Here is a 13,388-nt window from a genome sequence, read left to right as displayed (position 1 = left end):
TCACTTTGAAAAAACTGATCAACCTCAGCGCCGTCGCCCTCTTCGCATTCAGCGCCCTGGCACACGCTGAACAGCTGAACGTGATGACGTCGGGCGGCTTCACCGCCGCGTACAAAATCCTCGGGCCGAAATTCGCTGCCGCCACCGGCAACACCCTCGACACCCAACTCGGCCCCTCGATGGGCAAAGCCCCGGAGGCAATCCCCAATCGGCTCGCTCGTGGCGAACACGCCGACGTGGTGATCATGGTCGGCTATGCCCTCGACGACCTGATCAAACAAGGCAAGGTCGATCCGGCCTCGCGGGTCGAACTGGCGGACTCGCGCATCGGCCTGGTGGTGCGTGAAGGCGCGGCGAAACCCGACATCAGCAGCGTCGAAAGCCTGAAGAAAACCCTGCTCGACGCACAGTCGGTGGCCTACTCCGACAGCGCCAGCGGCGTGTACATCGAGCAGCAGTTGTTCAAGCAGCTCGGCGTTGAGGATCAACTGAAACCGAAGGCGAAGATGATCCCGAAAATCCCGGTCGGCTCGGTGGTTGCCACTGGCGACTATCAACTGGGCTTCCAGCAGGTCAGCGAATTGCTGCCAGTGCCGGGGGTGAGTTTTGTCGGCAAGATTCCGGAGTCGGTGCAGGCGGTGACACGCTTCGCCGCCGGCATTCCGGTCGGCGCGCAGCATCCAAAAGAGGCCAGAGCCCTGCTTGCCTACCTCGCCGCACCCGCCGCCCAGGCGGATGTGCAGGCCACCGGGCTGGATTCGGTCAAGCGCTGATCGTGGGCGGCTGGACCTTCATTTCCACCACCAGCCGCTCCAGTTCCAATGCCGCCGGGGTCAACGTGCGATCCCGGCGCTTGATGATGCCGACACTGCGCATCACCTGCGGATCAGTCAGCGGCACCCGCGTCAGGATCGGATGATCCGGGCCGGGCATCGCCATCAGCGGCACAGCCGCCACGCCCAGTCCTGCTTCCACCAGACCGATCATGGTCGTCACGTGCCGCGTCTCGCAAATGCTCGGGCGCTGCGGCACCACGCCGCTCAAGGCCTGATCGAGGAGGAAGCGGTTGCCCGAGGTCTTGTCCAGCGAAATGTAGTCCTGCTGATAGAACTCATCCCAGGTCACACTGCTGCGCCCGGCCAACGGGTGATCGCGGCGACAGGCAACCACGTAGCTTTCCTGCACCAGCGGTTCGAATTCGACTTTGGCCTCCTGGGTGCCCATGAAACTCAAGCCGAAATCCGCCTCGCCGTTGACCACCGCACTGAGCACATCGTGGGCGCTGGAATCGAGGACTTTGACCTTGATGCGCGGAAACTGCTGGTGATAACGCGCGACCACCCGCGGCATGAAGTAGTAAGCCGCCGACGGCACGCAGGCGACGGTGACGTGCCCCAGTCGCGTCGAGGCCACTTCGCTGATGCCCAGCAGCGCCACGTCCAGGTCATCGAGCAAGCGCTCGACGCTGGGCATGAAACCACGTCCGGCCTGGGTCAGGCTGACCTTGCGCGTGGTGCGCTCGAACAGCTTCACGCCGAGAGCGTCTTCGAGCTTTTCGATGCGCCGGCTCAGGGCCGGTTGCGACAGGCGCACGGTGTCGGCGGCCTTGCGGAAACTGCCCTGCTCGACCACGGCGCGAAAGGCTTGCAGGTCGTTGAGATCGAAGTTGATGGCCATGGCGGGACTCGCAAAGGACTGATTCGCAGAGGCTATCAATGTAACCAATTGATGCGCGCTTTTACACAGCGCGTTCCGTCGAGAATTGCCGCTGGATCGAAGCCAGGTTGCGCCGCCGGATCCAGCCGCTGGCCAGGCGGATCAGCAGCCAGTAAGGGGTAAACAGCATTTTCGTGCGGGTATTGGCGCAATAGACGAAGGTTTCGGTGCGCAGCGTGCGAATGCCCTGAGCATGCTCGATGACCTGAAAGCGCAGCACCAGTTTGGCGACGTTCGGGTCGTCCAATGCCTTGAAAGCTTGAGCATCAGGGATGTCGCCCGTCTTCAGATCCGGGCGCCAGAAACGTCCCGCCAAACCGAAGGTCACTTCAGAGGCGGTGCGTTCAAGGAGCGTGAAGGCATCAAAACCAAAGGGAGCGGTTGGCTGCTGCAATGCGGGGTCGCCGAACTTGCGCAGTATTTTCCCGGGTAATTCACGCAGGGACAGCAGCGCATCGACCACGCGGTCTTCGCGCATGTCCAGCGCGCAAACCGCAGCGATGATCGCGTCTGGCTGCGCACGGATTGCACCCGATTCGTGGCGCTCGTGAAACTGGAACAACCGCAGAAAAGGCGACGGATATTCCCACAGCAGATTGTCCCTGCGCCCGATGATGCCCAGTGCGTTGCAGAATGTGCGGTTCATGAATCAGCGGTCCCGTGTGATCAGACGATGTGAACCAGAACGCGGCACCTTTGAGGTCGATGCGGGCATCGCCGCAAAGGTGCTGCATATCGCCGGTCAATGGCTGGGTCAGGCCTGCAGGCGCTCACCGGTTGCCGGCGCCGGCGAGTCCGCCAGAGCGGTTTTTTCCGGTACTTCACAGGGTGCCACAGCGATGGTCTGGCGCAGGTCGACCTTCAACGCGCCCCACGACAACCCGGCGCCGAAACCGCACAACACAACGTGTGCGGCCTGCGGCGTGCCGATCGCGGCATGGCGCGACAATACGATCGGAATCGAGGTGGAACTGGTGTTGCCGACACCATCGATGTCGACCGGCATTTTTTCCGCCGCCACACCAATCATCCGCCGCAGGTAATTGAGCATGAACGCGTTCGCCTGATGCAGCACCAGCAAGTCCAGCGTGGCGGGGCTCGACCCGGTGGCGTCGAGCAAGGTCTTGACGGTCTGTGGTACGCGGTTGAGGGCAAAGTTCATCACCGCCGTGCCATCCATCTGCAAACGCTGGATGGTCGCGCAGACGTGGCTGCCCTCCTCCCGGGCGTAGCCGATGTCCGACTGCAGCGCCGCACCGCCGCTGCCGTCGGCACCGCAGATGAACTCGAACTTGCCTGCACCCGGCTCCAGCAAGGTCGCCGACGCAGCGTCGCCAAAGAGCATCTTCACGTGGCGGTCGCGCTCGTCGAGGATCCGCGTGGTCACGTCGCCGGTACACAGCAGGATCTTCTTGCAGGCGCCGGACGAAATCAGTGCGCCCGCTTGCACCAGTGCACTGATGTAGCCAGAGCAGCCAGCGGCCACGTTCAGCACCAGACAATGCTGCGGCAGGCCGAGAGCCTGCTGCACCATGAAGCCGACACCCGGCACCCAGGAATCGGGCGTCTGGGTGACCACGATCAGGCCATCGATGTCCTGTGCCGCAGCATGCCCTTGGTCGAGCAGATTGCGACACGCGGCGATGATCAGGTCGGAGGTGTGCAGGGTTCTGGTTTCCCGGATCGACTGAATGCCGGTGCTTTTGGCGATACGTGCGACTTCCTTGGCGCCGAACAGTTCGGCGAAGTCCTCTTCAGTCACACGGCGCTCAGGCAGCGCCGCCGTGACCGCACGGATGGCGACGCCTTCAATGGTCAGCAGGCTCATGCGGCGTCCTTGATTTTCCGGTCGATCAGATCGAACAGATCCTGCACCGTGACCACGCGCTCGATCTCCTCGCCCGACACACTCACGCCGGTTTGTTCGAACACCAGGGCGACAATCCCGATTCGCGCCATCGAGTCCCAGTTGTCGCTGTTTTCCAGCACGGTTTCGCCGTGCAGCTCGGCCAGCGGAATGAACAGGATTTCAGCGATGCTTGCGCGCATTTTTACCAGATCAACCATTTGTCATTTCCTTATAACGTGATGAGTAAACCGGTCTCACGACTGGGCGAGAACGCCGGGGTGACGCATTTTCTTGAAGCGGCTGGTGTACAGCGGAGTCTCGGCAATGGACACCACCCGCGGCAGTTGCTCCGGGGCCAAAACGCCGCGAACGTGCTGATACAGGCGGACCTTGAAGGCCTCCAGCGCTTCCGGTTCGAACAAGGTGAACTGCGCGGCAACAATCTGCCCGAGCAGCGGGTTGGGCTGCGCGTAGACCACCACGTCGCAGACATTTTCCAGGCCCATCAGCACGCTTTCCACGTGCGACGGAAACACCTTCTTGCCACCGACGTTGATCAGATCGACCGCCCTCCCCGTGACCCGAAAGTAGCCTTCGTGTTCCTCGGCCAGATCATGGGTGATCAGGTAGCCGTCACTCGACAGGTCGCCGGCGCTGGCCAGGTAGCCAAGCATGTTGGTTGCGCCACGCACGTGCAGAATGCCGTCGACCACCCGCAGGCTGTAATTCGGGTCCTCGATTTTCATCCACGCGCTGTCGCCATCCTTGCTGCGGCACGGCAGCACACCGATTTCCGACATCCCGTACAGCTGCTGCAATTGCACTTGCGGCATCACGTTGGCAATGCGCTGGATGGCTTGCGGCGAACTCGGCTCGGAGCCGAAATAGATGCGCTGCAGACTGGTCGTGTCCCACTTCTGGAAAACGCCAGTGATCGTCGCCAGGTTCAGCAGCGTCGGCGACACGTGCAGGGTTTGCACGTTGAACGATTCGATGCAGCGACCGACCTCTTGCGGCGAACGCTCCTTGGGCAACACCAGCGTGCCATGGGTCGCCAGCGCCTGCAGCACGGTGACCAGGCCACCGATATGATCGAACAACAAAAACGCCAGAATGGTGCCGCAGCGTTCGGCACTCAGGTAGCGCTCGAAAAATGGCGCGATGCTGTGCACCACGCCTTTGGCCGGCCCGGTCGAACCTGAAGAAAACACAATGAAACCGGCCTGATGTTGCGACAGCAGTCCGTCGACCGTGGGCGGTACCTGATTGTTGCCGTGAGCAATGACTGCCGACTCCGCCCCCCCGCCGATCACCGAAAACCGCGCGCCCGCAGCGCCCGCCAACTGCGCCAGTTGCTCCTCTCCCTTGGGCACAGAAAGCGCGACGACGTTGTTGTGCAGCCACAACGCGAACAGCATGCAGACACTGTTGAAGCTGTAGTTGTCGACCAGCAGCACGCACGAATCGCAGACGGACTTTGCCGCCAGTTCCGCACCATAAGCGTTTATTTGCGCGTGCAACTGATCATAGGTAAAGCGCCCCTCATCACTGACGATCGCCAATTGGCTGCCGGCGCTTTTCAGATGAGCCAAAAATGCTGCTACTTGCATACCCCAACCCCTCGTTCGGTCAAACGGCTGGAACCTGAGCTTGCGCTGCAGACAACCGGTCCATGATGTAGGCGATCAGCGTGCCCAGCGTGGCAAACGGTGTGGCGGCTTCGGGCAGGTCGGTGGTATCGGCCAGACGCACGTCAACGCCCAACTGGCTGCGCAGTTTTTCTTCGACATCGACGATGATCGACACCAGGGTCAGCGAGTCGATGCTGCCGTCCACGCCATAGAGGCGGCTGTCTTCGCCATGGGACAAATCGATCGGGGTACTCAACAACAGATCCTGTTGCCGAATGGCTGACTCGGTCAGCGCTTTGACTTGATTGAACATTCCAACATTCCTTTATTGGCTGATGCAGGTCCCAGCGTTGACTACGCCTGAGACAATGGCTGGTGCGCTTTCTGGTGATCGGCCAGCGCCGTGCGCATGTCGACAAATATCCCGCTCTTGATTCCGTAGGCATCGGGTGCGTCGATCATCGCCAGGATGTCGATTGCACGTTGCGCGGGAGAGACCATGTAGCCGGGCGCCAACGCCCTTTGCTGCAAGGACTTGAGATCGGCAAAGTCGGCGGTACGCTGGCTGAAGCTCACCTGCCGCGACAGCCCGGTGTCGACATTGCACAGGCCGAGCACGGCGAAGAAGATCTCCGGATTTTCCTCGGCATACACGCCGCCCAATGCCTTCAGCGCAGCTTTCGACAGGCTGTACGGCAGCGTACCCGCACGAAAGCGTACGCCGGCCATCGAGGCTGACAGCACGCAGGTCGCTGGACGGTGCGCGGCAGACAGCATCAAGTCGAGAATGGCCTTGTTCGCCAGCACGTTGACGTTGAGCACATGCTGCAACTCATCCAGCGAGAACTCCCCACCACGCCCCGGCACATTTCCGCTGACCCCGGCATTGAGGAAAAACCGGTCGACGCCCTGCTCCAGAACGGTGGCAAAGTTGTCCTTGAACAACTCGCCCATCTCGCTCGGCCGGGAGAGGTCGAACGGCCGAAAGTGGAAGTTCGGATGGCCCATCAGCTGATACGGCTGACGGCGCGAGGTGCCAAAAACCGTGTGCCCGTTTTGCAGATGCAGTTGCGCCAGCGCCTCGCCGATGCCGCTGCTCACGCCGGTGATGAACACCCGCTGTTTGCCCTTCTCGCGGGGACCTGTGGTGGCGTTGCGTTTGACCGTGTGCATCAGAATTTACCGGCCGAAAAACCGCCATCAACCGGCATCACGGTGCCGGTGACAAACGACGAGGCGTCGCTCAGCAGCCACAGGATCGCGGCAGAGATTTCGCCCGGATTGGCGAAACGCTTCATCGCCGTCACCTGCAGCTTGTGTTTGGTCGATTCCGGGTTGGCCTTCAGGCGTTCTTCCGAGTTCATGCCGCCCAATGTCGGGCCGGGGCACACGGCGTTGACGCGAACCGAATGGCGCTCAGGCAAGGCTTCTTCAGCGCACTCGATCGCGCACACCTGGGTCAGCATGTTCAGCGCAGCCTTGCTGGTGGAGTAGGCGCTTTGCTTGGCCACCCCGAGCAGACCGGCGCAGGACGAGACGTTCACGATCGAGCCGCCGGCATGTTTCGAGATCAGGTTGGTCTCGTGCTTGAGCAACAGCAGCGGGCCCAGCAGATTGATCTCCAGTACGCGTTTCCAGTCTGGGAAATCCATGTCGCGGATCGGCGCGTGTTTGGAGGTGACGCCGGCGTTGTTGACAGCCAGATCAAGGCGACCGTGTTTGTCGTTGATGATGCGAAACAGCTCGATGATCGAGGCTTCATCGGTGACGTCGCTTCTGATGAACGTGCAGTTGTCGCCGAGGCGACTTTGCGCCGTCAGGCCATCGTCCTCGTTGCGCCCGGTGATGTAACAGATGCAGCCGGCCTCGATCAGCTTCTGGCTGACATCGAAACCGATCCCGCGTGTGCCGCCGACAACGAGGGCGATCTTGGCGTTGAAGTTCATTTCAGGGTTTCCTCATAGTGCTGTTGTAGTTGTTCTGGCCGTCGATAGTCAGGATTGACGCAGCAGTAAACGCGCTCGGCCATGGGGTCTTTTTTGTCGCGGAAACAAAAGGCATCGCCTCGGCAGCGGTTGACCTGATCCGCTCGGCCCGCCAGTTGCTTGGCGACAAAGCGCTGGTCGGCGAGCATGGCGCGGCCGAACCCGACGAAATCGGCATCACCGCTGGCGATGATTTCATTGGCTTGCGCCACGTCCGCGACCGAACCGGTAAAGCCCACCGGTATCCGCACGAAACGCTTCAGATAGCGGCAGCCGGCGCGCGACATGGCTAGGGCCTGTTCGGTATTTTTGAAAAAGAAGCGGAAGGTCTCACTGATGCCCAGCGAACAGGTAATCGCCGCAACCCCACTGGCCTCCAGAGCGGTGACGACATCCCCCAGCAACGCGGCGTGCTGCCCTTCTTCGCCGAGGCCATCGTCCATGCCCAGGCGCACGGTGACCGCGACCTTGTGGTCGGTGGCCTCGCGGATGCCCGCCACGATGGCGAGCAACAGCCTGGCGCGCTTGAGCGGCGTGCCGCCCCAATCGTCCTCGCGCCGGTTGGTCTTCGGCGAGAGGAAGCTGCTGATCAGATAACCGTTGGACGCCTGCAACTGGATCAGCGTGGCCCCGGCCTGCTGCGCATAGCGTGCGGCGGCACAGAAATGCTCGATGCAGCGCTGGATCTGCGCCTCGGTCATTGCCACCGCCCGCGCCTCGGGATGCGCGCTGAGGATGGTTGGGGACGCAATGGCGCTGGGGGTCAGAATAATCCCCTGCTTCGACGGCAGAGACTGCGGCCCGTAATGCTGCAGTTGTACCCCGAGCGGAAAACCCCGCGCCCGCGCCGCATCAAACAGCGGACGCAGGGCCTGCGCGTGGGCCGCCGAAGTCAGCCGCAGCCCACGACTGTTGTAACGCGCATCGGCGTCGACGCTGGCATTACCGAGAAAACCGAAGCCGGCGCCGCCGTCCATCAAGGCTTGATAAACCGCGAAAAACGCCGGCTGCGGGAAGCCGTGTTCATTACACAGATCCATGCCGAGCGAGGAAAAATACAGCCGATTCTTCGCCACCGCATGCGCACCGAAATGCAACGCCTGCGTGGCGGCCTCGAAGGTCGGGGGTTGCTTGATCATTGCTTCAGCGCCGCAAGCGCCGCCTCATCGAGGTAGACAAAACCGCGCTTGATGATGTCGCTGATCACCTGCAAGCCGTTGAAGTCCACCTCAGCGAACTCCCACGACGAATGCTCGCCCTGACCGGCAAGGCGAATGCCGGTGGTAAAACTGAATTTGCCTTCGTAGACGATATTCAGGCTGACCGGGTCAGGCAGATCCGATGTCGTCGTCACGCAACCGCTCTTGCCCAGGCCCAACAGTTGCACCTCGGCGCTGCGACCCTGCTTGTCGCTCAGGGTGCAGGCCAGCTTCAACGGTTGCAGTGGGGCAAACCAGTCGTTGGAGTGGATGAAGATGTTGCGCGTCTTTTCGAACAGCGGCATGTCGATCACGGTGGCCTTGGTGTCGACCGTGGCGAACAAGGTCTGGCGTTGATAGAACGCAACCCGCAAATGGATTTTCTTCGGCGATGTGGCATCACTCGGGGTCATGTTGTCGACCACCAGTTCGATCGGATACATCAGCTCGGCGTAGGCGAAAAAGCTCGCGTTCAGCTCGTTGACGCTGACAGTGACGGCACCGCGTGCATGATCGGTGTGGTGGTACAGGTGGTGATAGACCGCCTGGCGCGCCGCCTCGATGAACATCGTACCCGGCACATGTTCGTGCGCCTTGCGGTAGAAGAAGTAGTTGTCGGCGTTATTGATGAAGCGAAACGAACTGGCGCGGCGAATGGCCGGAATCGATTCGCACAGTGCGGCCACCGAGAACTCCAGGTTGTCGCCCTTCGTCTGGACCGCCCCCAACTGCGCAGCGACGATCTGGTAGGGCAGCGCCCTGACCTTGTTCCATTCATCATCGGCGCCGACGCCGGCCATCCGGGTCTTTTTCTGTAGCTCGGGCGCAATGTCGAAGCGCGGCTGCTGGTTGGCGCTCAAGGCATAGTTGCGCACCAGCGGGTTATGCCCGTTGGCCTCAATCAGGGCTTCGTCCAGATACAACGGAAGCGCGTCTCTGGGGGCGCAAATCAATACGTCGTCCGCCGAACCTTTGTGCAGGAGATCGGGCGAAATGCTGTCGTTATTCATCATGGTCAGCTCATCTCGGTAGTGGTTGTATTTTTTGTTGTACGGGGCTGGCGACAGCCTTCGGTTACGAGGCTTCCATCACGTCGCGTTCCTCTTCTTCACTCAGTTGCCTGGCGATGACAGCGGATGGCTGCCATGACTCGACACCGTGGATGACCGGTTTGTCCGCCAGAATCTGTTCGATGAGTTCTTTCTCACGCAGACGTGCCGCCGCAATCGAACGGTCCTTGACGTGGCCGTAGCCGCGAATCGAATCCGGCAGACTCGCCCAGGCAACGAACGCCGACAGATTCTCCGAGTTCAATTTCGGCAACAGGCGTTGCAGGGTTTGCTCGTAATCGCTCAGCAGACGGCGTTCTTCACGGCGCTCAGCGGAATAACCCAGCGGATCGAACCGGGTATGGCGCAACACGCGGCCCTTGGCCAGGACCTTCAGCAGCGGCAGGATCCAGCCGGAGAACGCGATTTTTTTCGGCTCGCCGGTGCTCTCTTGGTTCTTGCGCAGCAGCGGCAAGGCAAAGTGGAATTTCAGGCGAATGCCCCCGTCGAATCGTGCTTTCAGGGAGTCGGTGAAACTGCGCGTGGTGAGCAACCGCGCGACTTCGTACTCGTCCTTGTAGGCCATCAGCTTGAACAGATTGCGTGCCACCGCCTGAGTCAGCGCGCTGTCATCACCGGCTGCCGGCAGCGCCCGCAGTTGCGCGATGACCTTGCGATAACGTGCTGCATACGCAGCGTTCTGGTAGTGGGTCAGGAACTCGCTGCGATTGTTGATCAACTGCTCGAGACTTTCGCGGCGACCACGCATGTCGCTGATGTCGCGGATCGCGATCGTCGACACGGCGTCCACCGGTTGGTCGAGATAAGGCGCAACAAAGGCTGCGTCCTGCGCCCACAGCCGGCCCCAGGCAAAAGCCAGATGGTTGGTGGCGGCGCTGCCGGCCAGGTCGATGGCCTTTTTCAACGCTGCCAGCGACACCGGCACTGTGCCCTGCTGCCAGGCATAACCGAGCAACAGCATATTGGCTTGCATCGGACTGACCAGCGAGTTCGCCAACTCCCCGGCATCGAGGCTGTGGAAGTGCTCGGCGCCGACCTTTTCTTTCAAAAAGGCCTGAATCGCGTCGGTCTCGATATTCAGTTGGGTATTGCGCAGCATCGCGCCGGTCTGGGTCATGGCAGTGTTGGCAATGACCACGGTCTTGTTTGGCCGCAGCGTCACCAATGCATCGTCCTCGCTGGCCACCACCAGATCGGCGGCAAGCAGCAGGTCGGCCCCGCCGATATCGATGCGGTGCTGGTGCAGCGCATCGGCACTGCCGGCCAGGCGCACATGGCTCAACACCGCACCGCCCTTCTGCGCGAACCCGGTGAAGTCAAGCACGCTGACTGCACGCCCATCCAGGTGAGCGGCCATGGCAATCGCCCGCGCCACGGTCACTACACCCGTACCGCCAACACCCGCCAGCAGCATTTCATACGGCAGCTCGAGCGAGCGCGGCACTGGCGGCAGCGCCAGCGCTTCGGCCCGCGCCAGCACCTGGGCGCTGTCGGCCAGTTTGCGCGGACGCTGCCGTGGTTTGCCGGTCACCGTCACGAAGCTCGGGCAGAAGCCCTTGATGCACGACAGATCGGTGTTGCACGAGTGCGGATCGATGCGACGCTTGGCGCCGAACGGTGTTTGCACCGGGATCACCGACAGGCAGTTGGATTTGACCTGGCAGTCGCCACAACCTTCACAGACGGCTTCGTTGATCACCACTTCAGTCTTTACCAGCGGTGCCGGCAATTGCTTCTTGCGGCGGCGCCCTTCAACAGCGCAGACCTGATCGAAAATCAGCACGCTGACACCGCAAGTGTCGCGCAGCTGCAACTGCACTTCTTCCAGCTTTTCGCGGTGAAACACTTCGATGCCCTGGGGCAGACTGTCATGCGCCTGATAGCGCTGCAGGTCATCCGCCACCACCACGATGCGCTGCGCGCCTTCGGCCTTGAGCAGCTCAACGGCTTTTTTCACCGTCAGCTTGCCGTCGATAGGCTGACCACCGGTCATGGCCACCGCATCGTTGTAGAGCAGCTTGTAGGTGATGGTCGCACCGGCCGCGATGGCCTGGCGCACCGCGAGGAACCCAGAGTGGAAAAAGGTCCCGTCGCCGATGTTCTGGAAGATGTGCGGCGTCTGCACGAACGGTGCCTGGCCCAGCCAGTCGACCCCTTCCCCGCCCATCTGCACGCTACCGGTGGTCGAGCGTTCCGGCATGCGCGCTGCCATTGCGTGGCAGCCGATGCCGAGCCGCGCTTCACTGCCCTTCGGCACCTGGGTCGAGGTGTTGTGCGGGCAGCCGGAACACAGATAAGGCGTGCGCCGGATCCAGTCGCCAGCCCGCGAAATACCGGGCATACGCCAGAAATACGGAAGGCTGAGGTCGATGCCCAGGCCTTGCAGGCGCTGCTGCAACAGTGCGGCGATGCGCGACGGTCGCAGCTCCTCGTGGTCCGAGATCAGCGCCTGGCCGTCCTCGTCGGTCTTGCCGATGATCACGGCACGCTGGTCGTGGGCCGCGTTGTAGTACTTCTGTTTGAGCTGCTCTTCGACGATCGCCTGCTTCTCCTCGATGACCAGCACCTTGCCGGCGCGCTGGGTCCAGGCGTCCAGCACCGGCGACAGCGGGTACACCAGGTTGATCTTGAGCAACGCGACGCCGGCGTTTTCCAGTTGTTCGAGGGAGATACCGCATTGCTGCAAGGCCTGGCGCACGTCGCCGTAGGCCTTGCCGACTGCCGCGATGACCAGCGTTGGCTGGGCTGGCGCGGTGACGGCGGTATCGATCGGATTGGCCAGGGCAAAGGCACGGGCAGCGTCGAATTTGAACGCGGTCCGGCGTTCGATCTGCATGCCTGGCAGGTCCGGCCAGCGCCAATGCAGGCCGTCCGGCCCCGGATCGATATCCGGGGTGACGAATGTCGGCAGCGTGATCGACTCGACGGAGGTGGTCGCCTCGACAGTTTCGGTGATGGCCTTGAACCCCACCCACAATCCCGAGACCCGGGACAGCGCCCAACCCCACAGGCCACATCGCTCATAGTCGCCAAGGCCGGCCGGGTGAATCACCGGCAAGCCCCAAGCGATCAGCGTGCGGTCGGATTGATGCGACATCGACGACGACACGCAACCGTGATCATCACCCGTGACCACCAGAACGCCGCCGTTGGGCGAGGAACCATAGGAGCTGCCATGCTTGATCGCGTCACCCGAGCGATCGACCCCCGGCCCCTTGCCGTACCACATGCCGAACACGCCGTCATACAGACGCTGCGGGTCGGTTTCCACGCGCTGGGTGCCGATCAGGGCCGTGGCCGCCAGATCTTCGTTGATCGCCGGTAGAAAGCGGATGTTGGCGTTTTCCAGAACCGCCTTGGCCTTGACCAGCTCGCGGTCCACGCCGCCCAGCGGTGAGCCGCGATAACCGCTGACAAACCCCGCCGTGCGAATGCCGTTGGATCGATCAAGTTCGGCCTGGGACAGCAGCAGCCGCACCAGCGCCTGCTGACCGCTCAAAAAGATCCGTTCGTTGGGCTGCGCGTGCTCCCGGCAATACATCGAGCGACTGTCGTACTGCTCGATCCGCGACAGTGCAGCCTGAGCCTCAGTACTCGCGAGTTTGTCGGGTTGCAGGCGTTGACGTTCTGAATCAATGGAATCTAAGTACACAGTTTCAAATCCTTATGAAAACTTCACATTAAATGTGCTTTTTTGCGCACTACAGCAGAGGTTGCATCAAAACTTTCGGCCGCTATACGACGGAAATACGGGAGTACCAGTACCTGATTGGCCGCACGAAAAGACGCACCCGCATGGCTCCGCGACTTTTCGGAAGCACATCGAGTTATTTCAGTCCTTTTAAGCAGGCAGCAGAAAAAACAGGCACAAAGTTTCAAATCCTTGTGAAAGCGTTACTTCAAATAGATGGATATTCTCGCCTCGGCGAGCACAACTT

Annotated in this window: 12 protein-coding genes; 1 reads left to right on the top strand and 11 read right to left on the bottom strand. The window is 61.5% G+C overall.

The window, feature by feature from the left end:
* The first annotated feature begins 5 nt into the window (after positions 1 to 5).
* Positions 6 to 773, top strand: coding sequence for a substrate-binding domain-containing protein (locus U862_RS0117040; protein WP_025111507.1), 768 nt, complete (start codon positions 6 to 8; stop codon positions 771 to 773).
* Here the strand turns inward: U862_RS0117040 and U862_RS0117035 are convergent.
* The 11 genes from U862_RS0117035 to U862_RS0116985 all read right to left on the bottom strand — a co-directional run bounded on the left by U862_RS0117035 (position 763) and on the right by U862_RS0116985 (position 13,102).
* On the bottom strand, positions 763 to 1,677 hold the full coding sequence (locus U862_RS0117035; RefSeq protein ID WP_025111506.1) for a LysR family transcriptional regulator: 915 nt from the start codon (positions 1,675 to 1,677) through the stop codon (positions 763 to 765). The genes U862_RS0117040 and U862_RS0117035 overlap by 11 nt on opposite strands.
* 61 nt (positions 1,678 to 1,738) lie before the next feature.
* Positions 1,739 to 2,362, bottom strand: coding sequence for a hypothetical protein (locus U862_RS0117030; RefSeq protein WP_025111505.1), 624 nt, complete (start codon positions 2,360 to 2,362; stop codon positions 1,739 to 1,741).
* A gap of 108 nt (positions 2,363 to 2,470) precedes the next feature.
* Positions 2,471 to 3,544, bottom strand: a complete 1,074-nt coding sequence (locus U862_RS0117025; RefSeq protein WP_025111504.1) for a ketoacyl-ACP synthase III — start codon at positions 3,542 to 3,544, stop codon at positions 2,471 to 2,473.
* Entirely contained in the window at positions 3,541 to 3,783 is a 243-nt protein-coding gene (locus U862_RS0117020) for an acyl carrier protein (RefSeq protein ID WP_025111503.1), read from the bottom strand. The genes U862_RS0117025 and U862_RS0117020 overlap by 4 nt, the downstream gene beginning before the upstream one ends.
* A gap of 36 nt (positions 3,784 to 3,819) precedes the next feature.
* Positions 3,820 to 5,175 carry a fatty acid--CoA ligase family protein gene (locus U862_RS0117015; protein ID WP_025111502.1) on the bottom strand — a complete coding sequence of 452 codons (1,356 nt, stop codon included), beginning with the start codon at positions 5,173 to 5,175 and terminating at the stop codon, positions 3,820 to 3,822.
* Between the two features lie 19 nt (positions 5,176 to 5,194).
* Positions 5,195 to 5,509 (bottom strand): hypothetical protein, encoded by a 315-nt coding sequence (locus tag U862_RS0117010; protein ID WP_025111501.1) that lies wholly within the window; start codon positions 5,507 to 5,509, stop codon positions 5,195 to 5,197.
* A 41-nt stretch (positions 5,510 to 5,550) separates the two neighbouring features.
* Positions 5,551 to 6,369 (bottom strand): SDR family oxidoreductase, encoded by an 819-nt coding sequence (locus U862_RS0117005; protein ID WP_025111500.1) that lies wholly within the window; start codon positions 6,367 to 6,369, stop codon positions 5,551 to 5,553.
* Entirely contained in the window at positions 6,369 to 7,142 is a 774-nt protein-coding gene (locus U862_RS0117000) for an SDR family NAD(P)-dependent oxidoreductase (RefSeq protein ID WP_025111499.1), read from the bottom strand. Before U862_RS0117000 ends, U862_RS0117005 begins: the two co-directional genes overlap by 1 nt.
* Positions 7,139 to 8,320 (bottom strand): tRNA-dihydrouridine synthase, encoded by a 1,182-nt coding sequence (locus U862_RS0116995; RefSeq protein WP_025111498.1) that lies wholly within the window; start codon positions 8,318 to 8,320, stop codon positions 7,139 to 7,141. The genes U862_RS0117000 and U862_RS0116995 overlap by 4 nt, the downstream gene beginning before the upstream one ends.
* Positions 8,317 to 9,393, bottom strand: a complete 1,077-nt coding sequence (locus U862_RS0116990; protein ID WP_256214701.1) for an AfsA-related hotdog domain-containing protein — start codon at positions 9,391 to 9,393, stop codon at positions 8,317 to 8,319. Before U862_RS0116990 ends, U862_RS0116995 begins: the two co-directional genes overlap by 4 nt.
* A 61-nt stretch (positions 9,394 to 9,454) precedes the next feature.
* Positions 9,455 to 13,102, bottom strand: a complete 3,648-nt coding sequence (locus U862_RS0116985; RefSeq protein WP_025111496.1) for an indolepyruvate ferredoxin oxidoreductase family protein — start codon at positions 13,100 to 13,102, stop codon at positions 9,455 to 9,457.
* Between the last annotated feature and the right edge of the window lie 286 nt (positions 13,103 to 13,388).

The organism is Pseudomonas sp. H1h (genome assembly GCF_000633255.1).
GTDB lineage: Bacteria > Pseudomonadota > Gammaproteobacteria > Pseudomonadales > Pseudomonadaceae > Aquipseudomonas.
The sequence above is the reverse complement of the archived record's forward strand: the minus strand, read 5'-3'. Positions and strand labels throughout refer to the sequence as shown.

Excerpts from the sequence above, each read along its gene's own strand:
- U862_RS0116990 (WP_256214701.1), bottom strand. The coding sequence starts at position 9,393 with ATGATGAATAACGACAGCATTTCGCCCGATCTCCTGCACAAAGGTTCG.
- U862_RS0117015 (WP_025111502.1), bottom strand. The coding sequence starts at position 5,175 with ATGCAAGTAGCAGCATTTTTGGCTCATCTGAAAAGCGCCGGCAGCCAA.
- U862_RS0117030 (WP_025111505.1), bottom strand. The coding sequence starts at position 2,362 with ATGAACCGCACATTCTGCAACGCACTGGGCATCATCGGGCGCAGGGAC.
- U862_RS0117025 (WP_025111504.1), bottom strand. The coding sequence starts at position 3,544 with ATGAGCCTGCTGACCATTGAAGGCGTCGCCATCCGTGCGGTCACGGCG.
- U862_RS0116995 (WP_025111498.1), bottom strand. The coding sequence starts at position 8,320 with ATGATCAAGCAACCCCCGACCTTCGAGGCCGCCACGCAGGCGTTGCAT.
- U862_RS0117000 (WP_025111499.1), bottom strand. The coding sequence starts at position 7,142 with ATGAACTTCAACGCCAAGATCGCCCTCGTTGTCGGCGGCACACGCGGG.
- U862_RS0117005 (WP_025111500.1), bottom strand. The coding sequence starts at position 6,369 with ATGCACACGGTCAAACGCAACGCCACCACAGGTCCCCGCGAGAAGGGC.
- U862_RS0117035 (WP_025111506.1), bottom strand. The coding sequence starts at position 1,677 with ATGGCCATCAACTTCGATCTCAACGACCTGCAAGCCTTTCGCGCCGTG.
- U862_RS0117010 (WP_025111501.1), bottom strand. The coding sequence starts at position 5,509 with ATGTTCAATCAAGTCAAAGCGCTGACCGAGTCAGCCATTCGGCAACAG.
- U862_RS0117020 (WP_025111503.1), bottom strand. The coding sequence starts at position 3,783 with ATGGTTGATCTGGTAAAAATGCGCGCAAGCATCGCTGAAATCCTGTTC.